Origin of the sequence: Pseudonocardia sp. 73-21, from assembly GCF_001899645.1 — a bacterium.
Taxonomy (GTDB): Bacteria; Actinomycetota; Actinomycetes; order Mycobacteriales; family Pseudonocardiaceae; genus Pseudonocardia.
On record NZ_MKVV01000083.1, the window covers coordinates 106,783 to 128,125 of the forward strand.

Here is a 21,343-nt window from a genome sequence, read left to right on the forward strand (position 1 = left end):
GCGTCTCCCTGGTCGTCGACGACGTGATGGCCGAGCCCTGGCGGGCGCGCGCACGGACAAGCCGGGCCGTCGCCCCCTGAGCCCGCCGGGTCAGCGGCAGGCGACGTTCGCGTAGCCCTTGGCGGCCTGGAACACCTTGTTGGTGCAGGTCACCCGGTTGGGGTCCTTGTTGGTGGTGATCGTGAACCCGTAGCCGGTGCCGTTGACGGTGGCGTTGTTGCCGGCGAACACGGTGTCCAGCGCCCAGCCCTCGACCACCTAGTGCAGCTGGAACCCGTCGACCGGGCTCTGCGCGCTGCTGACGTAGATGCCCTCCCCGATGGCCGGCGTGCGCAGGCCCGCGCGCTGGATCAGGTTGCCGCGCACCAGGTTGTCGCTGCTGGCGCGGCGCAGGTGCAGGGCCTCGTCGCCGACGCCGGTGATCGCCAGGTGTTGCCCGGGCTGTCGGTGCAGGTCAGCGCGCTGTTAGGGCGATAGTTCCGGTTTCATCACTACGAGGTACGGTCGGCCGCGTGGAGTCACTCGACGGGCGGGCGTGGCGGGCCCGTGCCGCCGCCCACCGGGTGCGGATCGAGCGCTGGACGCTCCCCCACCGCGAGCGCCGCCGGCGCCACGAGACCCACCCCGTCATGGACTTCCTGTTCACCTACTACTCGCTGCGCCCGGTGCGCCTCGAGGAGTGGCACCCCGGTCCCGGCGTGCTGCTCGGGGACGCGGAGGAGTTCCTCGACCGGCTCGGCTACGTCCGCGACGGAGACGGGGTGCGCCTCGACGTCGCCGCGCTGCCCGAGCGGATCGCCGGCACCGCGTCGTTCGTGCGCGCGCTGCTGGTGGCCACGGCGTCGCGGCCCGCCCGGCTGGGTTGCTTCGGCCTGCACGAGTGGGCGATGGTCTACCGCAGCGACGCGCCCCGCCACGACGCCGTGCCGCTGCGGCTGGGCGCCGCCGGCACCGACGCCGTCGTGGAGCAGCTGCCGGTGCACTGCACCCACCACGACGCGTTCCGCTTCTTCACCGCCGCGGCGCGCCCCCTGAACGCCCTCACGCCCGAGCGCGAGGACCAGGTGGCCCACGAGCAGCCGGGCTGCCTGCACGCCACCATGGATCTCTACAAGTGGGCCTACAAGCTCGCCCCGGTCACCCCGTCGGAGCTGCTGGCCGACTGCTTCGCGCTCGCCGTCGACGTCCGGGAGCTCGACATGCGCGCGAGCCCCTACGACCTCGCCGATCTCGGCTACCCGCCCGTGGCGATCGAGACCCCGGCCGGGCGGGCCGAGTACGCCCGCGCCCAGGCCGGCTTCGCCGGGCGCGCCGCTCCCCTGCGGTCCCACCTCGTCGCCGTGTGCGACGAGCTCCTGGCCTGACGAGCCGGGCCCGGCTGCCCCGGATCACTGCGGGTTGGTCGGTCAATCTTTGATCGACAGTGTGCTGGCGTCAATGAATGCTTGACACATGGAACGAGTGGCAGGCGATCTCTTTCCGCGGAGATGTATCAGGTCGGGCCCGGAGCGACTCGTTGGGCACGGGAGGCGGGTTCGTGGAGGGGGCCGCCTCCCGTGTGATCGTCGTCCGCGCGACCTCGCTACGACAGTGAGGGGCAGGAGGTTGCGCGGGCGACGGTGATGCCCAGGACCGGGCGACGCTCAGGAGTAGGCCGCCACGGGCGGGCAGCTGCACACGAGGTTGCGGTCGCCGTGGGCGCCGTCGATGCGCCGCACCGGCGGCCACACCTTGTGGCCGTGCACGCCGGGCGTCACGCCGGCGGGGTACGCGGCCTGCTCGCGGGTGTAGGGGTGGTCCCACTTGTCGGTCATGCACGCCGCGGTGTGCGGGGCGCCGCGCAGCGGGTTGTCGTCCACCGGCCACTCCCCCGCCGCCACCCGGTCGATCTCCCCGCGGATGCCGATCATGGCGTCGACGAAGCGGTCGATCTCGGCCAGGTCCTCGCTCTCAGTGGGCTCCACCATGAGCGTGCCGGCCACCGGGAACGACATCGTCGGGGCGTGCAGGCCGTAGTCGGCGAGCCGCTTGGCCACGTCGTCCACGGTGACGCCCGAGTCCTTCGTGATGCCCCGCAGGTCGAGGATGCACTCGTGGGCCACGTGCCCGCCGGCACCCGCGTAGAGCACCGGGTAGTGCTCGCCCAGCCGGGTCGCCACGTAGTTGGCGGCCGCGATGGCCGTCAGGGTGGCGCGGCGCAGGCCGTCGGCCCCCATCAGACGCACGTAGGCCCACGAGATGGGCAGCACGCCGGGGCTGCCGTGCGGGGCGGCCGAGACCGCACCCACGACGCCACGACCCGGCAGGAACGGGGCCAGGTGCTCGGCCACGGCCACCGGGCCGACACCGGGCCCGCCGCCACCGTGCGGGATGCAGAACGTCTTGTGCAGGTTCAGGTGGCTCACGTCGCCACCGAACGCGCCGGGCCGTGCGACGCCGACCAGAGCGTTGAGGTTCGCGCCGTCGACGTAGACCTGCCCGCCGGCCTCGTGCACGGCGTCGCAGACGTCGCGGACCCCCGCCTCGAAGACGCCGTGCGTGGACGGGTAGGTGATCATCAGCGCGGCGAGGGCATCGCGGTGCTCGGCGATCTTCGCCCGCAGGTCGTCGAGGTCGACGTCGCCGGTCGGGCTCGTGGCCACCACCACCACGCGCATGCCCGCCATCACGGCCGACGCGGCGTTGGTGCCGTGGGCGCTGGCCGGGATCAGGCAGACGTCGCGGTGGTGGTCACCGCGGCTGCGGTGGTAGGCCGCGATGGCCAGCAGGCCCGCGAACTCGCCCTGGCTGCCCGCGTTGGGCTGCAGGGAGACCGCCGCGTAGCCGGTGAGCTCGGCCAGCCAGCGCTCCAGATCGGCGATCAGCTCCAGCGTGCCGGCGGCGTCGGCCTCGGGGGCGAACGGGTGCAGGTCGGCGAACGCGGGCCAGGTGACCGGCTCCATCTCGGTGGCCGCGTTGAGCTTCATCGTGCACGAGCCGAGCGGGATCATCGTGCGGTCCAGCGCGAGGTCGGCGTCGGCGAGGCGGCGCAGCCAGCGCATCAGCGAGGTCTCCGAGCGGTGCTCGTGGAACACCGGGTGGGTCAGGTAGCCGCTGGTGCGGGCCAGCGCCCCGGGCAGGGCGTCCTCGGTGGCGGTGTCCAGAGCGGTCGCGTCGGCCGTGATCCCGAAGGCGGCCCAGACCGTCTCCAGGTGCGCCACGGTGGTCAGCTCCGAGCAGGCGATGCCGACGGTGTCGGCATCCACCCGGCGCAGCGCGATCCCGGCGGCGTGGGCGGCGTCGGTGACCGCCTCGGCGCGGCCGGGCACCCGGGCCTGCACGGTGTCGAAGAACGCGTCGTGGACGACCCCCACTCCCCCGCTGCGCAGACCCGCCGCGAGCACCACCGCCATCCGGTGGGCCCGCTCGGCGATGCGGCGCAGCCCGTCGGGGCCGTGGTAGACGGCGTAGCAGGCGGCGACGACGGCGAGCAGCACCTGCGCGGTGCAGATGTTCGACGTGGCCTTCTCCCGGCGGATGTGCTGCTCCCGGGTCTGCAGCGCCAGGCGCAGCGCGGGACGGCCGTCGGCGTCCCGGGAGAGGCCGACGAGGCGGCCCGGGAGCTGACGGGCGAGCTTCTGGCCCACCGACAGGTAGCCGGCGTGCGGGCCGCCGAAGCCCAGCGGTACGCCGAAGCGCTGCGTGGTGCCCACGGCGGCGTCGGCGCCGAGCTCGCCGGGCGGGGTGAGCAGGGTCAGCGCGAGCAGGTCGGCGGCGACGGCGACGAGCGCGCCCCGCTCGTGGGCCGCGTCGATCACGGGACGCAGGTCGCGCACGGCGCCCGAGGCCCCCGGGTAGGACACCAGGGCACCGAAGAAGTCACCGTCCGGCAGCTCATCGGCGTCGTTGCCCGGGCCCGCGAGCGACCCTCCGGCCACCACGAGCTCGATACCGAGCGGGGCCGCGCGCGTGTGCAGCACCTCGAGGGTCTGGGGCAGCGTGTCGGCGTCCACCACGAAGCGGTTGCTCGGCGACTTCCCGGCCCGGCGCAGCAGCGTCATCGCCTCGGCGGCCGCCGTCGCCTCGTCGAGCAGCGACGCCCCGGCCACCGGCAGCCCGGTCAGGTCCGACACCGTGGTCTGGAACGTCAGCAGCGCCTCGAGCCGGCCCTGGCTGATCTCCGGCTGGTAGGGCGTGTACGCGGTGTACCAGGCGGGGTTCTCCAGCACGTTGCGGAGGATCACCGTCGGCGTGACGGTGCCCGAGTAGCCCAGCCCGATCATCGGGACGGTCACGGTGTTGCGGTCGGCCAGCCGGCGCAGCTCGGCCAGCACCTCGCTCTCCGTGGCGGCCGGCGGCAGGCCGGGCAGCGCGTGGTCCTGGATGCTGTCGGGCACGGCCGCGGCGGCCAGCTCGTCGAGCGACCCGGCACCGATCGCGGCGAGCACGGTGTCCAGCTCGGCCGGGCGGGGGCCGATGTGGCGGTCGGCGAACGGCGTGCCGCGCTCGAGATCACGGAGAGAGCTGCGCTCGGACAAGGAGACTCCAGGGTTTCGGGCGGCGCGCGGACCTGCCCTCCCCCTCTGTCTCCGCCCGGTACCCGGGCGCCTGAGAGATTCACCCGGCGAGCCGGGCTTTCCCCGTCGGCGGACGCCTGCACGTGCGCAGGCATCGCTTTCCAGAGGCGTCTCACCGGCGCGGTCCTGGGTGCCTGAGAGATTCCGGGGAGGATTTGCTCCTTCGGCGCCCGGCTCGGTTGGTCCGGGTCTCTCCCGCGCTGGTTCGGCGACTGCGCCGCCCACTCTAGCGCGACCGGTGAGGTTTCCCGGTGTCCGTGGTCTGCCCTGTGATCGATCCGCTACCGGAAACAGGAGCCCACGATGACCACGACCACCGTTCCCGCCGTCAGCCGCACCGCCTCGATCGCCGGCATCGTGCTGACCGTCCTGCTCTCGCTGTTCCTCGCGTTCGACTGCATCACGAAGCTGCTGCAGGTCCGGGCCGTCGTCGACGCCACGGTGCAGATGGGCTTCCCGCCCTCCGCGGTGCCGGTCATCGGGGCGACCCTGCTCGTCTGCCTCGTGCTCTACCTGGTGCCGCGCACCTCGCTGCTCGGTGCGGTGCTGCTCACGGGCTACCTCGGCGGCGCGGTGTGCTCCCAGCTGCGCATCGAGGCCCCGCTGCTGTCGACCCTGCTGTTCCCCGTCTACACCGGGATCGTCGCCTGGGTGACGCTCTACCTGCGCAGCGCCCGGGTGCGGCGGATCGCGGCCGAGCTCGTCACAGGACGCTGACGGAACGCGAACTCTATATTATGTTGACGGCCGTGGAGCTGAGCACCGAAGAACAGGCCGTCGTCGACGTCGTGCGCGAGTTCGTGGACCGCGAGGTGCGCCCCGTGGTCCGCGAGCTGGAGCACGCCGACGAGTACCCCGAGAAGCTCATCGAGCAGATGAAGGAGCTCGGGATCTTCGGGCTGGCCATCCCCGAGCCCTACGGCGAGGCCCCGGTCTCGATGCCGTGCTACGCGCTGGTCACCGCCGAGCTGGCGCGGGGCTGGATGAGCCTGGCCGGCGCCATGGGCGGCCACACCGTGGTCTCCAAGCTGCTGCTGGCCTTCGGCACCGAGGAGCAGAAGCAGCGCTACCTCCCCCGGATGGCCACCGGCGAGGTCCGGGCCACCATGGCGCTCACCGAGCCCGGCGGCGGCTCCGACCTGCAGGCGATGACCACCGCCGCCCGCCGCGAGGGCGACGGCTACGTCGTGAACGGCGCGAAGACCTGGATCACCAACTCGCGCCGCTCCCAGCTCATCGCCCTGCTGTGCAAGACCGACCCGGCCGCCGAGCCCAAGCACCGCGGCGTCTCGATACTGCTGGTGGAGCACGGCCCCGGGCTCACGGTGTCCAAGGACCTGCCCAAGCTGGGCTACAAGGGCGTCGAGAGCTGCGAGCTGCAGTTCGACGACATGCACGTGCCCACCGACGCGCTGCTCGGCGGCGTGGAGGGCCAGGGCTTCGGCCAGATGATGAAGGGCCTGGAGACCGGACGCATCCAGGTGGCCGCCCGGGCACTCGGCGTGGCCCGCGCCGCCTTCGACGACGCCCTGCGGTACGCCCAGGACCGCGAGAGCTTCGGGCAGCCCATCTGGAAGCACCAGTCCATCGGCAACTACCTGGCGAACATGGGCACCAAGATCGTCGCGGCCCGGGAGCTGATCCTGCACGCCGCCCAGCGCTACGACGCCGGCCAGCGGGTGGACATGGAGGCCGGCATGGCCAAGCTGTTCGCCTCGGAGATGGCCATGGAGGTGGCCCTGGACGCGGTGCGCATCCACGGCGGCTACGGCTACTCCACCGAGTTCGACGTCGAGCGCTACTTCCGCGACGCCCCGCTGATGATCGTCGGCGAGGGCACCAACGAGATCCAGCGCAACGTCATCGCCGCGCAGCTCGTGAAGCGCGGCGGGTTGGAGTAGTGGCTGCGTCGTCGTTCGATGGGCGCCAGCTCAGCGAGCGGGTGGCCGGCCACGTCCGCGAGGCGATCATGGTCGGCGAGCTGCGGGCGTCGGCGTACGTACGCGTGGAGCACCTGGCCGCACGGCTGGGCGTCAGCGCCACACCCGTGCGCGAGGCGCTGATGATCCTCCAGAGCGAGGGCACGCTGCGCTGGGAACCCCGGCGCGGCTTCCGGGTGGTGCCCCTGACCCGGGGCGACGTCGAGGACGTCTTCGCGGTGCAGGCCCACCTCGCCGGCGAGCTCGCGGCGAGGGCGGCCACCGTGCTGCCGGCCGGGGAGATCGCGCGGCTGCGGGCGGTCCAGCGCGACCTGGAGGACGCCGCGCGGGCCGGCGACGCCGCCCGGGTGGACGCGCTCAACCACGAGATCCACCGCACGATCAACAAGGCGCCCGGCGCCCACCGGCTGGCCTCGATGCTGGCCGGCACCGTGCACTACGTGCCGCTGGGGCACTTCGGGCGCGTCGAGGGCTGGGCCGACGCGTCCGCCCACGACCACGAGGCGGTCTTCACCGCGCTCGACGCCGGCCACCCCGAGGCGGCGCGGCGGGCGATGTCCGAGCACATCGAGCACGTCGGGCGGCTCCTGCTGGAGCACCTCGTCGACAACGGGGTGCTGGACCGAGCCGAGACCTGCGTCCCGTAGTTCCACGGACGCCCGCGGCCACGTGACGGCCGACACTTCGATGCATGACAACGAAGCCCCCGTCGGCCCCGACCACCGCCGCCTTCCACCTGCAGGCCGTGATCTCCTTCGGCCTCTCGCTGCTGGCCGTCGCCGTCGCCCTGTGGAACATGCCCGCCGACCCCTGGATCCGCGCGTTCCTGGCGGTCAGCGTGCTGTGGGTGACCACGTCGGCGTTCACCCTCGCCAAGGTCGTCCGGGACCGGCAGGAGTCCACCACGGTGCTCAGCCGCGTGGACCAGGCCCGGCTCGACAAGCTGCTGGCCGAGCACGACCCGTTCAGGGTGGAGAGCTAGGCCCATGGGCGTGGGAGCCGTCATGACCGACGATTCGGCGCGTTTCCGGCCGATTCCGCGCCCAACCGCTGATCATGAACGTGCCGGGGGTCCGCCGGGTGACGTCAGCTGATGGCCCGGCGGGTGCGACGGCGGGAGAGCTCGTCCTCCGGGGCCTCGTCGACGGTGCCCCCGTCGGCGCGCTCCACCGGGAAGTCCTTGATCGAGCCGCTGATCTCGCGCATCGCGCCGGAGACGGCGATGCCGAAGACGCCCTGGCCACCGCGCAGCAGGTCGACGACCTCCTCGGGCGAGCTGCACTCGTAGACGGTGGTGCCGTCGCTGAAGAGCGTGATGCCGGCGAGGTCGCGGATGCCGCGCCGGCGCAGGTGCTCCACGGCGACCCGGATGTTCTGCAGCGACACCCCGGCGTCGAGCAGCCGCTTGACGACCTTCAGGACCAGCACGTCCTTGAAGGAGTACAGGCGCTGCGACCCGGATCCCGCGGCCCCGCGGATCGACGGGACGACCAGGCCGGTGCGGGCCCAGTAGTCCAGCTGCCGGTAGGTGATGCCCACGACCTGCGTGGCCGTGGGGCCGCGGAAGCCGACGAGCTGGTCGGGCATCCCGTCGAACCCCGCGCCGAGGAGGGGGTCAGGAAAGAGCTCGCCCTGTTCGGGCGTGCCGGACGGCGGGTCTTCCACCGAGCTCCTTCCCGCCGGGGTCGCGCCTCGAACGACGCGACCCACTGTAGGTGCTGACCGTAAGCGGATGCCCGCGGCCGGTCAACGCGACGCGCCGGGAGAGGTCACCCGCGGACGGGCGTGTCGGCGTCCGGATCAGGGCTGGGCGCCTCGGAAATCCTCAGCAGAGAAGCCGACCCGCACAACACCGCAGCCCTGATCAGGGCTGGGCGCCTCGGAAATCCTCGGGAGAAATACTGTCCAGGAACTCCCGGAACTTCTCCACCTCGTCCTCCTGCTCGTCCGGGATGATCAACCCGGCCTCGGCGAGGACACTCTCGTCGGCGTGGATCGGCACGCCGATCCGCAGCGCCAGCGCCACCGAGTCGCTCGGCCGCGCGGACACCTTCACCCCGCCGTCGAAGATCAGCTCGGCGAAGAACGTGCCCTCCTGCAGATCGGTGATGCGTACCTGCTCCAGGCGACGTCCGAGCCCGGCGATCACGTCCTTGAGGAGGTCGTGCGTCAACGGGCGGGCAGGCTTCACACCCTGCTGCTCCAGGGCGATCGCGGTGGCCTCCACCGAGCCGATCCAGATCGGCAGGTAGCGATCACCACTCGTCTCCCGCAACAGGAGGATCGGCTGGTTCTGGGGCAGTTCGACCCGAACCCCCACGACGCGCATCTCACTCATGCGCTTCCCTCCTCTTGGGTGGTCCTGCTGTGGTTCGACGCTACACGTGACGCCCGCCGCGCGCCCGCCTCCGGACGGGCGTCGGGCGGTGGCGGACGGTCAGAAGGCGGCGTCAGGACCGGGCGCCGGTGATGAACACCAGCCGGAACTTCCCGATCTGGACCTCGTCGCCGTTCACGAGCACCGCCGTGTCGACCGGCTCGCGGTTGACGTAGGTGCCGTTGAGGCTGCCGACGTCGACGACGACGAACTCGCCGGCGTCGTTGCGGAACTCCGCGTGGCGGCGCGACACGGTGACGTCGTCGAGGAAGATGTCGCTGTCGGGATGGCGGCCCGCGCTGGTCGACGCGCGGTCCAGCAGGAACCTCGACCCCGCGTTGGGCCCGCGCTTGACCACCAGCAGGGCGGCGCCCTCGGGGAGAGCGTCGGCGCCGGACACCGGCTGGTCCTGTGCGGGGGGCTCGACCTCGGAGAGGAAGTCCGCCCGGAAGACCGATGTGGTCTCGGGGGAACGCTCCGGGGGTACGCCGGGCCCGTCGTTCGTGGTCACCTCGGGGACTCCTCCTGGCAGTGTCTGATGGAACCGTACGGGTGGGATCTGTGGAGCGGTGGCGTCAACCTACCGCGTCGTCAGCTGCCGACGAGCGCGCCGTAGGCAGCAGCGTCGAGCAGGTCCGCGGGAGCGCCGGTGGCGCCGTCCGCGAGCTGCACGTCGATCATCCAACCGGCCTCGTAGGGCCCACTGTTGATCAGCTCGGGGTTGTCGGCGAGCGCGTCGTTGACGGCCACGATCGTCCCGCTGACCGGGGCGTAGAGGTCGGAGACCGACTTCGTGGACTCCACCTCCCCCACCGCGGCACCCGCGGCGACGGAGGCGCCGACGTCGGGCAGCTGGACGAACACGACGTCGCCGAGCTGGGACTGGGCGTGGTCGGTGATACCGATCCGGACCACCCCGTCCCCCAGCTCGCGCACCCACTCGTGGGCTTCGGTGTAGCGCAGGTCCTCGGGGATCACGCCGGGGAGCCTAGCCACCGGACGGGGCCGGGCCGGTCGCGGCCCCGGGGCGGACGGGGTGGCGCAGCGCCAGCACGAACTCGGCCGTGTAGAGCGCCCCGGTGTAGAGGTAGAGCCCGGTGCCCCAGACGGCGAACGCGTAGCCCAGCGGGCGGCAGATGTCGGAGAACCACCCGCTGCCCAGCCCCGCCAGCAGCAGCGGGAACGCGTACAGCAGCAGGAAGGTGGCGGCCTTGCCGAGGTAGGTGACGACGAACGGCCCGTACCCGCGGCGGCGCAGCACGAGCACGCAGACCCCCAGCACGAGGTCGCGGCCCACGAGCAGCGCCACGCCCCACCAGGGGATGACGTCGCGCACGGCCAGCGCCACCAGCGCGGCGAGGATGTAGAGCCGGTCGACGGCGGGGTCGAGCAGGGCACCGAGCCGGCTGTACTGGTCCAGCAGGCGGGCGAGCTTCCCGTCGAGCCAGTCGGTGATGCCGCCGACGGCCAGCACGACGATCGCCCAGACGTCCCGGACGGCGAACCCGTCCGGGCGGGGCCCGATGAGCAACCACACGAACAGCGGAACGCCGAGCAGGCGCAGCACACTGAGCAGGTTGGGGATCGTCAGAACACGGTTGTCGCGGCTCTCGTCGCTGCTGGCCACGGGGCGCACGGTACTGCCGCGTGCGCGGGGCCCGACCGGGAGGCACGATGAACCGCATGGACGCAACGACGCTCAAGGGCATCCAGGGCCCCCTCAAGGAGCAGTACAAGTCGGACCCCACCTCCGCGGTGGTCACCCTCAAGGCCGACGGTGAGCTCGACGGCACCGGCATCGCCTGCCGCGTCACCACCGCCACCGCGCTGGTCGAGGCCGGCCTGCACCCCGCCACCGGCGGCGACGGCATGCAGCTGTGCTCGGGCGACATGCTGCTCGAGGCGCTCGTGGCCTGCGCCGGCGTCACGATGCGTGCGGTGGCCACGTCGCTGGAGATCGACGTGAGCGGCACCCTGCACGCGGAGGGCGACCTCGACTTCCGCGGCACCCTGGGCGTCGACAAGGAGGCACCGGTGGGTTTCCGCGACATCCGCCTGACCTTCGACCTGGACACCACGGCCGACGCCGACAAGATCGCACTGCTGATGAAGCTGACCGAGCGCTACTGCGTGGTGCTGCAGACGATCGTCAACTCCCCCACCACCACCGTCACCGTGAAGACGCCCGCAGCAGCATGAACGGCGCGCACGCACTCCTGCACTCCCTCGTCGCGAGCGGCGTCGACGTCTGCTTCGCCAACCCCGGCACGTCGGAGATGCACTTCGTCGCCGCGCTCGACGGGGTACCGGAGATGCGTGCGGTCCTGACCCTGTTCGAGGGCGTCGCCACCGGTGCGGCCGACGGCTACGGCCGCATGGCCGACCGGCCCGCCGCCACGCTGCTGCACCTCGGGCCCGGCCTGGGCAACGGCCTGGCCAACCTGCACAACGCCCGGCGGGCCGGCACGCCGCTGGTCAACGTCGTGGGCGACCACGCCACGTTCCACGCCCGCTACGACGCACCGCTGCAGTCCGACATCGCCGCCGTCGCCGGGTCGGTGTCGGGCTGGCTGCGCCACACCGGGTCGGCCGCCGAGGTCGGCGCGGACGCCGCCGCGGCCGTGGCGGCGGCCCGGGCCGGGACGATCGCGACGCTCGTGCTGCCGGCCGACGCGAGCTGGTCGGACGGCGGCTCCCCCAGCCGGCCCCACCCGGTACCCGCCCGCGCCGCCGCCGAGCCGGAGGCGATCAAGGCCGCCGCCGACGTCCTGACCTCCGGCGACCCGTGCGTCCTGCTGATCGGGGGCGACGCCACCCGCGCCGACGGGCTCGCCGCCGCGAACCGGATCGCCGCCGCCACGGGCGCCCGGCTGCTCGCCGAGACGTTCCCCACCCGGCTGGAGCGCGGCGCGGGCGTCGCGCCGGTGAACCGCCTGGGCTACGCCGCCGAGCAGGCGGTGCACCAGCTGCGCGGGGCGGCCCACATCGTGCTGGTCGGGGCCCGGTCCCCCGTCACCTTCTTCGCCTACCCCGGCAAGCGGGGCGACCTCGTGCCCGACGGCTGCGCCGTGCACGAGGTGGTGGTCCGCGAGGGGCTCGCCACCGACGCCCTGGTGGACCTCGCCGACCTGGTCGCGCCGGGCACCAGCGCCACGCCCGCTGCCGCCGCCCGTCCGGACCTGCCGACGGGCGAGCTCACCGTGGCGAGCGCCGCCGCCGTCGTCGGGGCGCTGCTGCCCGAGGGCGCGATCGTCGTCGACGAGGCGATCACGTCCGGGCTGGGGCTGCCCGGAGCCACGGCCGGCGCCCCACGCCACGACTGGCTCACCCTCACCGGCGGCGCGATCGGCTACGGCCTGCCCGCCGCCACCGGTGCCGCGGTCGCCTGCCCGGACCGGCCCGTGTGGTGCCTGCAGGCCGACGGGAGCGCCATGTACACGATCTCCGCGCTGTGGACCCACGCGCGCGAGGGGCTCGACGTCACCACCGTCGTCTACAACAACGCGGCGTACGCGATCCTGCGGGGCGAGCTGCTGGCCGTCGGGGCGTCGGCTCCCGCCGGTGCCGGCTCGAGATCGCGTTCCCTGCTCGACATCGGTGGCCCCCGGCTGGACTTCGTCGCGCTGGCGACGGGCATGGGGGTGCCCGCCGAACGCGTGGCGACGGCCGAGGCGCTCGCCGCCGCGCTCACCCGGGCCGGCAGGGAGCCCGGGCCGCACCTGATCGAGGCGATGGTGCCCCCGCTGGTGGGGTGAACACACGGTGAACGGGCACCTGCATCGCGTGTCGTAACGTGCTTCCGCACGTTCATCTGCACGATCCATCACCGTTCGTCGCGGACGATCAGCGCTTCACCGCGCGACCCCCGCCCCGGCCGGGTGGGCCCCCCGGGTGGCAGACGTAGAGTGTCCCCAGGTTCACGCTGCGTTCCCGCCCAGCTCACGGGGCGGAGAGGCGCCCCCGACGTGAACCCACGATCAGGTGTCGGTGGGGTGGGCCGTGACGAGAGCGATCGAGGATCTGACCCTCGTCGATCACGCCTGCGTCATTCCGGACAGTGACGAGCACCTGTGGGAGGTCACCGCCGCGTGGGTGTCCTGCGGCCTCGAGGCCGGGGACCGGGTCGTCTACTTCGAGGACGAGTCCGCCGACCTGGTGATGCGCCGCCTCTCCGAGGACCGCACCTGCGTCCGCCACGCCATGGAGAACGGTCAGCTGGTCGTCGTGCCCACGGAGGCCACGCGCTCGGCGCTGGCCGGATCGATCGAGTCGATCGGCGACATCCTGACCGGCCAGATCGACGAGACGGCAGCCGAAGGCTGGCCCGGCCTGCGCCTCGCCGGTGAGTCCGGCCCCGGGCTCATGCGCGAGGGCGGCCTGGAGAAGGTCGTCGCCTTCGAGCAGATGGCCGAGCAGCTCTTCCGGGGCCACCCCACCGCGAGGCTGCTGTGCCGCTACGACCGCCGCTACTTCGACGACGCCGCCGTCGAGGCCATGCGCAGCGTCCACGAGATCGAGCTGGTCAGCCCGGCGGTCTACGACGACACGCTCCTGCGCATCACCCACAGCGGCCCGGCCGCGGTGCGGCTGGCCGGCGAGATCGACCACAGCAACCGGCTGCAGATCCGCCGCCTGCTCCTCGCCACCCTCGACAGCGCGCTGCGGTCGCACTCCGCACCCACCGACATCACGCTCGACCTGTCCTCGCTGCGGTTCGTCGACGTGGCCGGCGCGGTGGGCCTGGTGCACGCGGCCGAGGAGTTCCCCAGCACCCACCGGCTGGTGCTCACCGGCGTGCGGCCCCGGGTCGTCCGGGTGCTCGACCGCTGTGGCGCACCGTTCGCCGAGCAGCTCGTCGTCGAGGCGACGGAGGCCTGATGGAGATCAAGAACACCCGCACGCCGTCCCCCCTGCTCACCCACGTCGCCGGGTTCCACAGCTCCGACCACGACCTCCTGGAGCAGCTGCTCCCGCTGGTCACGGCCGGGCTGGCGCACGGGCGGCCGGTGGCGGTGGCGCTGCGGCCGGCCACGACGGAGGCCGTCTACGACGCGTTCGGCAGCCTTCCGGGCCTGCTGCAGCTCGCCCCACCGGAGGGCAACGACGGCGGCTCCGGCCAGACGCTGGCCGCGCGCCGGGCCCGGCAGCTGCGCGAGCTCACGCTCTCCTTCGGCCCGGTCACCGTCGTCACCGAGCACTGGAACCGGTTCGACGGCCACGACGGCAGCTTCTGGACCGAGCTCGACGCGGCCATGAACATCGCCCTGTCCGATCTGCCGGTGCACCTCACGTGCTTCTTCCCGGAGATGCCGCTGCACCTGGAGGTCGTCGACGGCGCGCGGCGCAACCACCCGCTGCTGCTGCACCGCGACGGGCCCCGGCACAACCCCGACCACCGGGCGCCGCGCGAGGTGCTGGCCGAGCGGCCCGCTCCCGCGCCGGTGCTGCTGGGTGCCCCGGACACGCGGATGGTGTTCGGGGCCTGGCAGCTCAACGAGGTCCGGGCCACGGTCGAGCGGTCGCTGCTGGCCCACGGCTACGGGCGCGACCGCGCCGAGGACGTGGTCCTCGCGGTCAACGAGGTGGCCACCAACGCCGTCGAACACGGCACGGGCGAGGCGTTGATCAGCGTCTGGGAGGCGGCCGACGGGTTCGTCTTCGAGATCCAGGACGCGGGCTCGCTCCGCGACCCGATGCCGGGCCTGCGCGCGCCGCACCCGTCCGAGGCCCGGGGACGCGGGGTGTGGATCGCCCGCCAGCTCTGTGACTCGCTCCACGTCTGGCCGGACCGCACCGGCACCCACGTCCGGATGCGTGCCACACCGTGAGTATTGTCGCAGCAGAGCGTCACCCGGACGGCCGAGTTCTCGCCCGAACTGTGACGCAGATGCCCCTTGGCAACACCCGTGACCAGGAGAACACTTCTCTGCGGACTCGGCGCCAGGAGGCTGCATTCGGGTCACCACACGGGCACGACCACTCACTTGGGAAAAGTATGTCTGACGATCAGCGACGATCTCGCACGACTCAGGCGCACCACGTCGATGCCGGCATGTGCCGCGTCACCGTGCTCGGCGCGTTCACCCTCACCGACGGCAGCGCGGCCGTCCCGCTCGGCGTCGACTCGCGGCGCCTGGTGGCCTACCTGGCCGTCCACCCGCGCCCGCAGCCGCGCGCCGCGTTGGCCGCCGACCTCTGGCCCGGCGTCGACGCCGCGGCCGCCCTCCGGCTGCTCGACGAGGCCGTCGACGGTGTCGACGTACCGGGCCTCCTCGACGGCGCCGACGGCGCCGACGGCACGTCCGCGCCCCTCGCGCTCGCCGCGGACGTCGAGGTCGACCTCGCCGAGGCCATGGCCCTGATCCGGGCGCTTCCCGGCATCGCGGCCGATGCCGTCACCGACACCTCCGTCCTCGACGTCGACATCCTGCCCGGCTGGACCGCCGCGTGGCTCGAGATCGAACGCGAGCGGTTCCGCCAGCTGCGCCTGCACGCCGTGGAGGAGCGCAGCCTGCGCCTCTCGGCGGCCGGTCGCTACGCCGCCGCCGTCGAGATGGCCGAGATCGCCGTCAAGACCGCTCCGAGCCGCGAGAGCGCCCGGCGGGTGCTCATCGAGGCCCACCTGGCCCAGGGTGACGTCGCCGCCGCCGTCGCGGCCTACGACGAGTACCAGGAGCTGCTGCGCTCGAGCGTCGGCGGCCCCACCCCCACCGGCCTCGACGGGCTGTTCCCGCCCGCCCCCGCCTGGCCCGTGCTGCGCGCCCGCCGGGTCATGCCGCGCTCGGCCGTGCAGCTGCCCGGCCTGCGCTCGGTCCGGGGCGGCGGCACCACGCGCCGGCTCGTCGCGGGTGGCAGCACCCGCTAGTCCCGCTTCTCCACGACGAAGGGCCCCGGTCGCACGACCGGGGCCCTTCGTCCGTCCTCAGTGGAATCGCGGCGGCCGCTTCTCCGTGAACGCCGTCAGCCCCTCAGCGCCCTCCGGTCCGGCGGCGCTCGCCGAGATCGACGCCGCCTCCAGCTCCAGGTGGGCGGCCAGCGCGTTGTCCGGGGAGACGGCCAGCAGTCTCTTGATCCGGCCCAGCGCCGCCGTCGGGCCCTGGGCGATCCGGCGCGCCGTGGCCTCGGCCTCGGCCGTGACGTCGGCGTCGTCGACCACGGCCGTGACGATGCCGGCGGCCAGCGCGGCCTCGGCGTCGAGGACCTGGTCGGTGAGCAGGATGTGGCGGGCGCGGCCCGTGCCGACGATGCGCGGCAGCGTCCAGCTCATCCCGCCGTCCGGGGAGAAGCCGATGCCCGGGTAGGCCGGGCGGACGTGCGTGGAACGGCCCGCCACCGCGAGGTCGGCCGCGCAGACGATGGACAGGCCCGCACCGGCCGCCCAGCCGGGCACCCCGACCACCACGGGCACGGGGCACTCGACCACCGCGACGACGAACCGGTGGAACGCGTCGGCGAGCGCGCGCACGTAGGCTCCGCGGTCCTCGGCGGAGGCGAAGGCGCGGACGTCACCGCCGGTGCAGAAGCTGGCGCCCTCGCTGACCAGCAGCACGGCACCCGTCTCGGCCGGGTCGAGGGCCCGCAGGGCCGCCTCGATCACCGGCAGCGCGTCGCCGTCGAGGGTGCCGTGGCGGCCGCGGGCCACCCGCGCCCGCAGCACCCGCCCGTCCTGGACGACCGCGGGCGTCTCGACGTCCGGCTGCGTGGTCACAGCTCACGCAGCTTCGGCAGCACGTCCTCGGAGAACTGGGTGAGGAAGCGCTCCTGGTCGTGGCCCGGGCCGTGGAACACGAGGTGGGTGAGCCCGGCGTCGACGTAGGGCTTGATCTGCGCGAGCGCGTCGTCGGGGTCCGAGGCGACGATCCAGCGCTTCGCGACCTGCTCGATGGGCAGCTCGTCGGCGAGCCGCTCCATCTCCGTGGCCGAGTCGACGCTGTGCTTCTGCTCCTGGGTGAGCGACAGGGGCGCCCAGAACCGGCAGTTCTCCAGCGCCGCGTCCTTGTCGCGGTCGTAGGACATCTTGATCTCGATCATGTGGTCGATGTCGGCGGGATCGCGCTCGGCCTTCTCCGCGCCCTCGGCCACCGACGGCACCAGCTTCTCGGTGTAGAGCTCCATGCCCTTGCCGGAGGTGCAGATGAACCCGTCGCCCGCGCGGCCGGCGTAGCGGGCCACCATCGGGCCGCCCGCGGCCACGTAGATCGGGATCGGCGTCTCGGGCTTGTCGTAGATCGTGGCGTTGACCAGCGTGTAGTACTCGCCCTCGAAGGACACGTCCTCCTCGGTCCAGAGCCTGCGCATCAGCACCACGGCCTCGCGCAGCCGGGCGAAGCGCTCCTTGAACTCGGGCCACTCGCGCCCCGACACGGCGATCTCGTTGAGCGCCTCACCGGTGCCGACACCGAGCATGATCCGGCCCGGGTAGAGCAGGCCCAGCGTGGCCCACGTCTGCGCGAGCACGGCCGGGTTGTAGCGGAACGTCGGCGTCAGCACCGACGTGCCGAGCTGGATGCGGGAGGTGCGCTCCCCCACCGCCGTGATCCACGCCGTGGCCGACGGGGCGTGACCGCCCTCGTGGCGCCACGGCAGGAAGTGGTCCGACACCACCGCGCTGTCGAGCCCGACCTCCTCGGCCCGCACCGCGTACTCCACCAGCTCGCGCGGCCCGAACTGCTCCGCCGAGGCCTTGTAGCCGATCCGCAACGCCACGATCCCTGCCTTCCATCGAGAAGTATCGGCCCCTAGCCTGCCACCCCGAACTCGCATGCGCCGCGGCGCGGATGCTCGTACCGTCGATCGAGCCATGAGCACAGAACCCCCCTCCGGCCACCACGGCTCCACGACTGCCGCGCTGCGCCGACTCGGTCCCTACATCGCGCCCCATCGACTACCTCTGATCGGGAGCGGCCTCGCCGCACTCGTCGCCACCCTGGCCGGGCTGGCCGTCCCGCTCTGGACCCGGTCCATCGTGGACGGACCTGTGGCCCACGGCGACCTGACGACGCTGCCCTGGCTCGTCCTCGGTGTGCTCGCGTTCGGGCTGGCCGAGGCCGGCCTGATCCTCCTGCGCCGGATGCTGGTGGCCCGGCCCAGCAACCGCATCGAGGCCACGATGCGCGCCGACCTGTTCGCGCACCTGCAGCGGCTGCCGGTCGCGTTCCACGACCGGTGGGCGTCGGGGCAGCTGCTCTCGCGCGCCACGACCGATCTCACCACCATCCGCTGGTTCGTGGCGTTCTCCGGGATCTTCCTCGTGGTCAACGGCGTGACGCTGGCGGTGGGCATCGGCGTGCTGCTGTGGCTCTCGCCGTGGCTGGGGCTGGTCGTGGGGGTCACCGCCGTGCCGTTGACGGTGCTGACGCTCGCCCTGGAACGCCGCTACTCCCGCGAGGCGCGGCGCGCCCAGGACCAGGGCGGCGACCTCGCCACCGTCGTCGAGGAGTCGGCGCTGGGCATCCGGGTGCTCAAGTCGCTGGGCCGCGGCCGCGAGCTGACGGCCCGGTTCATGGCCGAGGCCCGCGGGCTGCGCGGCACGGAGCTGCTCAAGGTGCGGCTGCTCGCCGCGCTGTGGGCGGTGCTGATCCTGCTGCCCGAGATCGCCATCGCCGCCATCCTCGGCGTCGGCGCGTACGGCGTGGCGCACGGATCGCTGACGCTCGGCACGCTCGTGGCCGCGGTGTCCGTGCTCACCTACCTCTACTGGCCGATCGCGTCGATCGGGTACCTGCTGGCCGAGGCGAGCAACGCCGCCGCGGCCACCACCCGCTACTGGGAGGTGCGCGACGTCGTGCCGGCGATCGTCGACCCCGCGGCGCCGCGGTCCCTGCTCACGCCCGTGCGCGGCGAGCTGGTGCTGCGCGACGTGCACTTCACCTACCCCGGGGGCGACCGCGAGATCCTGCGAGGGGTGGATCTCACGGTCGCCCCCGGGGAGACGATGGCGCTGGTCGGGGCCACGGGATCGGGCAAGACCACGCTGACGGCGCTGGTCCCCCGGCTCTACGACGTCACCGGCGGCGCGGTGCTGCTCGACGGCGTCGACGTCCGCGACGTGCGGCTGGGCGACCTGCGCACGGCCGTCGCCACGGCGTTCGAGGACCCGGTGCTGATCTCGGCGAGCGTGCGGGAGAACGTGGCGCTCGGTGTTCCCGACGCGACCGGAGGGTCGCCTGCGGGCCCGAGCACCTACACCGACGAGGACGTGTGGGGCGCACTGCGGATCGCCAGCGCCGACGGGTTCGTGGCCGCGCTGCCGTGGGGCCTCGACACCCGCATCGGCGAGCAGGGCATGTCGCTCTCGGGCGGCCAGCGGCAGCGTCTCGCGCTCGCGCGGGCGGTGCTCGGGCGCCCGCCCGTGCTGGTCCTGGACGACCCGCTCTCGGCGCTCGACGTGCACACCGAGGCGGAGGTCGAGGGCGCGCTGCGGCGGGTGCTGGGCGGCGTCACGGCGCTCGTCGTGGCGCACCGGCCGTCGACGGTGCAGCTGGCCGACCGCGTCGCGATGCTGCAGGACGGCCGGATCACGGCCGTGGGCGACCACAGCGAGCTGCTCGCCACCGACCCGGCCTACCGGGCGCTGGTGTCGAGCCTGGACGAGGTGCGGACATGAGTACCGGGACGGACTGGCGGGGAGTCGCCGACGAGGACGAGGAGGCCGATGTCGTCTCCACGAGCGCCGGGCTGAAGCTGCAGCAGCAGGCCCGCGCGCTGGTGGGCGACCTCGTGCGGCCCCACCGTCGCGCGGTGTTCTGGGCGGTGGTGCTGCTCGTCGCCGAGAACGCGGTCATGCTGGCCGGGCCGCTGCTGGTGGCCGGGGCCATCGACACCGGCGTACCGGCCGCGCTGCGCGGCGACCTCGGCCCGCTGGCCTGGGCGATCGGCGGATACGCCGCCACCGGCATCGGGGCGGCGGTCCTGCGCGCGGCGTTCCTGGCGCTGTCCGGGCGGGTCGGGCAGGACGTGCTGCTGGAGATCCGGCGTCGGGTGTTCGCCCACGGGCAGCGGCTGTCGCTGGACTTCCACGAGTCCTACACGTCCGGCCGGCTGATCTCGCGCCTGACGAGCGACCTCGACTCCCTCAACGACCTGCTGGAGAAGGGCCTCGATGGGCTGCTGGGCGCCGTCCTGTCGCTCGTCGGCATCTCGGTGCTGCTGATCTGGCTGGACCCGGTGCTGGCGGCGATCGTGCTGCTGGGCTTCGTGCCGCTGGTGTTCCTGACCCGCTGGTTCCAGCGGCGGTCGCGGGCGAGCTACCGGCTCACCCGCACCACGGTGGCCCGGCTGATCGTGCACTTCGTGGAGTCGATGAACGGCATCCGCGCCGTCCAGGCGTTCCGCCGGGAGAAGCGCAGCGACCAGATCATGGACGGGCTCAGCGGCGCCTACCGCGACGCCAACGCCGACGCGTTCGTCACCGTCGCCTGGTACGTGGGGTTCCTGCGGCTCGTCGGCAACGTGACGCTCGCCGTCGTGCTTCTGGTGGGCGGGCTGCGCGTGGTGGGCGGCGACCTGCAGCTGGGGGCCCTCACGGCGTTCCTGCTCTACCTGCGCCGCTTCTACGACCCGCTCGACGACCTGGCGCAGTTCTTCAACGCCTACCAGTCGGCGGCCGCGGCGCTGGAGAAGATCTCCTCGGTGCTCGACACCCCGGCCGGGGTGCCCGAGCCCGCCACGCCGGTGGCTCTGCCCGTACCGGTGCGGGGCGAGCTCGCCTTCGAGGAGGTCCGGTTCGCCTACGCGCGGGCGACCACGCGCGAGATCCTGCCGCGGTTCTCGCTGCGCGTGCCGGCCGGGCAGACGGTGGCGCTGGTCGGGGCCACGGGCGCGGGCAAGTCGACGCTGGCCAAGCTCGCGGCCCGCTTCTACGACCCCACCGAGGGCGCCGTCCGGCTCGACAGGGTCGACCTGCGCGACGTCGCCGACACCGACCTCCGCTCCGCGCTGGTGATGATCACGCAGGACGCGTTCCTGTTCTCCGGGTCGGTGGCCGACAACGTGGCCATGGGCCGCCCGTCGGCCACGCGGGAGGAGATCGTCGCCGCGACCGGGGCGGTGGGGGCGCGCGGGTTCGTCGAGGCCCTGCCCGACGGCTTCGACACCGACGTGCGCAAGCGCGGCGGACGCCTGTCGGCCGGGCAGCGGCAGCTGGTGTCGCTGGCGCGGGTGGTGCTGGCCGACCCGGCCGTCGTCCTGCTCGACGAGGCCACGTCGTCGCTGGACGTGCCGAGCGAGCGGGCGGTGCAGGCGGCACTGGAGACGGTGCTGGCCGGACGGACGGCGCTGATCATCGCCCACCGCCTGTCCACGGTGCTCATCGCCGACCGCGTGCTGGTGATGGCCGACGGCCGGGTGGTGCAGGACGGGTCGCCGGAGCAGCTGCTGGCGGGGGCGGGCGAGTTCGCCGACCTGCACGCGGCGTGGCGTGCGTCGCTCGCCTGAGGATCCACCTCGCCGGGGCGGGCGGGGGCGGGCAG

21 protein-coding genes and 1 riboswitch are annotated in these 21,343 nt (G+C 73.2%); of the genes, 12 read left to right on the plus strand and 9 right to left on the minus strand.

The window, feature by feature from the left end; all coding sequences use genetic code 11:
• Positions 1-90: 90 nt before the first annotated feature.
• Positions 91-258, minus strand: coding sequence for a hypothetical protein (locus BGP03_RS26370; protein ID WP_296366438.1), 168 nt, complete (start codon positions 256-258; stop codon positions 91-93).
• A 254-nt stretch (positions 259-512) separates the two neighbouring features.
• On the opposite strand from BGP03_RS26370, the gene BGP03_RS26375 reads away from it, so the two are divergent.
• Positions 513-1,364 carry a 3-methyladenine DNA glycosylase gene (locus BGP03_RS26375; protein WP_296369822.1) on the plus strand — a complete coding sequence of 284 codons (852 nt, stop codon included), beginning with the start codon at positions 513-515 and terminating at the stop codon, positions 1,362-1,364.
• A 279-nt stretch (positions 1,365-1,643) separates the two neighbouring features.
• On the opposite strand, the gene gcvP is transcribed toward BGP03_RS26375, so the two are convergent.
• Entirely contained in the window at positions 1,644-4,517 is a 2,874-nt protein-coding gene (gene gcvP / locus BGP03_RS26380) for an aminomethyl-transferring glycine dehydrogenase (RefSeq protein ID WP_298797710.1), read from the minus strand.
• 150 nt (positions 4,518-4,667) lie between these two features.
• Positions 4,668-4,764: riboswitch (glycine riboswitch) on the minus strand.
• A gap of 95 nt (positions 4,765-4,859) precedes the next feature.
• Here gcvP and BGP03_RS26385 point away from each other — a divergent pair.
• Genes BGP03_RS26385 through BGP03_RS26400 form a run of 4 tightly spaced genes read left to right on the plus strand, consistent with a single transcriptional unit; the run spans position 4,860 to position 7,478 of the window.
• Positions 4,860-5,273, plus strand: coding sequence for a DoxX family protein (locus BGP03_RS26385; RefSeq protein WP_296369825.1), 414 nt, complete (start codon positions 4,860-4,862; stop codon positions 5,271-5,273).
• Positions 5,274-5,311: 38 nt separating this feature from the next.
• Complete coding sequence (locus BGP03_RS26390; RefSeq protein ID WP_298797819.1) at positions 5,312-6,457, plus strand: acyl-CoA dehydrogenase family protein; 1,146 nt, start codon at positions 5,312-5,314, stop codon at positions 6,455-6,457.
• On the plus strand, positions 6,457-7,143 hold the full coding sequence (locus BGP03_RS26395; RefSeq protein WP_296369829.1) for a GntR family transcriptional regulator: 687 nt from the start codon (positions 6,457-6,459) through the stop codon (positions 7,141-7,143). Before BGP03_RS26390 ends, BGP03_RS26395 begins: the two co-directional genes overlap by 1 nt.
• Positions 7,144-7,187: 44 nt before the next feature.
• Positions 7,188-7,478 carry a YiaA/YiaB family inner membrane protein gene (locus BGP03_RS26400; RefSeq protein WP_298797707.1) on the plus strand — a complete coding sequence of 97 codons (291 nt, stop codon included), beginning with the start codon at positions 7,188-7,190 and terminating at the stop codon, positions 7,476-7,478.
• Between the two features lie 104 nt (positions 7,479-7,582).
• Here the strand turns inward: BGP03_RS26400 and BGP03_RS26405 are convergent, their stop codons facing one another.
• The 5 genes from BGP03_RS26405 to BGP03_RS26425 all read right to left on the minus strand — a co-directional run bounded on the left by BGP03_RS26405 (position 7,583) and on the right by BGP03_RS26425 (position 10,500).
• Positions 7,583-8,161: a MerR family transcriptional regulator gene (locus tag BGP03_RS26405; protein WP_296369831.1), complete on the minus strand. Its 579-nt coding sequence runs from the start codon at positions 8,159-8,161 to the stop codon at positions 7,583-7,585.
• Between the two features lie 199 nt (positions 8,162-8,360).
• Positions 8,361-8,834 (minus strand): bifunctional nuclease family protein, encoded by a 474-nt coding sequence (locus BGP03_RS26410; protein WP_296369833.1) that lies wholly within the window; start codon positions 8,832-8,834, stop codon positions 8,361-8,363.
• A gap of 112 nt (positions 8,835-8,946) precedes the next feature.
• A complete protein-coding gene (garA, locus tag BGP03_RS26415) occupies positions 8,947-9,384 on the minus strand; it encodes a glycogen accumulation regulator GarA (RefSeq protein WP_296369835.1) in 438 nt (145 codons plus the stop codon).
• An 80-nt stretch (positions 9,385-9,464) separates the two neighbouring features.
• Complete coding sequence (gene gcvH / locus BGP03_RS26420; protein WP_298797704.1) at positions 9,465-9,851, minus strand: glycine cleavage system protein GcvH; 387 nt, start codon at positions 9,849-9,851, stop codon at positions 9,465-9,467.
• Between the two features lie 10 nt (positions 9,852-9,861).
• Entirely contained in the window at positions 9,862-10,500 is a 639-nt protein-coding gene (locus BGP03_RS26425) for a CDP-alcohol phosphatidyltransferase family protein (RefSeq protein ID WP_298797701.1), read from the minus strand.
• A 56-nt stretch (positions 10,501-10,556) separates the two neighbouring features.
• Between BGP03_RS26425 and BGP03_RS26430 the strand changes: the two genes are divergently transcribed.
• From BGP03_RS26430 to BGP03_RS26450, 5 genes are all read left to right on the plus strand, one after another.
• A complete protein-coding gene (locus BGP03_RS26430) occupies positions 10,557-11,072 on the plus strand; it encodes an OsmC family protein (protein ID WP_296369842.1) in 516 nt (171 codons plus the stop codon).
• Positions 11,069-12,628: an acetolactate synthase large subunit gene (locus tag BGP03_RS26435; RefSeq protein ID WP_298797699.1), complete on the plus strand. Its 1,560-nt coding sequence runs from the start codon at positions 11,069-11,071 to the stop codon at positions 12,626-12,628. Before BGP03_RS26430 ends, BGP03_RS26435 begins: the two co-directional genes overlap by 4 nt.
• A 244-nt stretch (positions 12,629-12,872) precedes the next feature.
• A complete protein-coding gene (locus BGP03_RS26440; RefSeq protein ID WP_298797698.1) occupies positions 12,873-13,751 on the plus strand; it encodes an MEDS domain-containing protein in 879 nt (292 codons plus the stop codon).
• A complete protein-coding gene (locus tag BGP03_RS26445) occupies positions 13,751-14,701 on the plus strand; it encodes an ATP-binding protein (RefSeq protein WP_298797697.1) in 951 nt (316 codons plus the stop codon). Before BGP03_RS26440 ends, BGP03_RS26445 begins: the two co-directional genes overlap by 1 nt.
• A 224-nt stretch (positions 14,702-14,925) precedes the next feature.
• Entirely contained in the window at positions 14,926-15,738 is an 813-nt protein-coding gene (locus BGP03_RS26450) for a BTAD domain-containing putative transcriptional regulator (protein WP_298797695.1), read from the plus strand.
• Positions 15,739-15,795: 57 nt separating this feature from the next.
• On the opposite strand, the gene BGP03_RS26455 is transcribed toward BGP03_RS26450, so the two are convergent.
• Both BGP03_RS26455 and fgd read right to left on the minus strand, forming a co-directional pair.
• Positions 15,796-16,581, minus strand: coding sequence for an enoyl-CoA hydratase-related protein (locus BGP03_RS26455; RefSeq protein WP_296369851.1), 786 nt, complete (start codon positions 16,579-16,581; stop codon positions 15,796-15,798).
• The gene (gene fgd / locus BGP03_RS26460; protein ID WP_298797693.1) at positions 16,578-17,579 is read right to left on the minus strand and encodes a glucose-6-phosphate dehydrogenase (coenzyme-F420); all 1,002 of its coding nucleotides are present in this window, start codon (positions 17,577-17,579) and stop codon (positions 16,578-16,580) included. Before fgd ends, BGP03_RS26455 begins: the two co-directional genes overlap by 4 nt.
• A 94-nt stretch (positions 17,580-17,673) precedes the next feature.
• On the opposite strand from fgd, the gene BGP03_RS26465 reads away from it, so the two are divergent.
• Together BGP03_RS26465 and BGP03_RS26470 are read left to right on the plus strand one after the other, a co-directional pair.
• Positions 17,674-19,479, plus strand: coding sequence for an ABC transporter ATP-binding protein (locus BGP03_RS26465; protein ID WP_298797691.1), 1,806 nt, complete (start codon positions 17,674-17,676; stop codon positions 19,477-19,479).
• The gene (locus BGP03_RS26470) at positions 19,476-21,308 is read left to right on the plus strand and encodes an ABC transporter ATP-binding protein (protein ID WP_298797689.1); all 1,833 of its coding nucleotides are present in this window, start codon (positions 19,476-19,478) and stop codon (positions 21,306-21,308) included. Before BGP03_RS26465 ends, BGP03_RS26470 begins: the two co-directional genes overlap by 4 nt.
• The last annotated feature ends 35 nt before the right edge of the window (positions 21,309-21,343 follow it).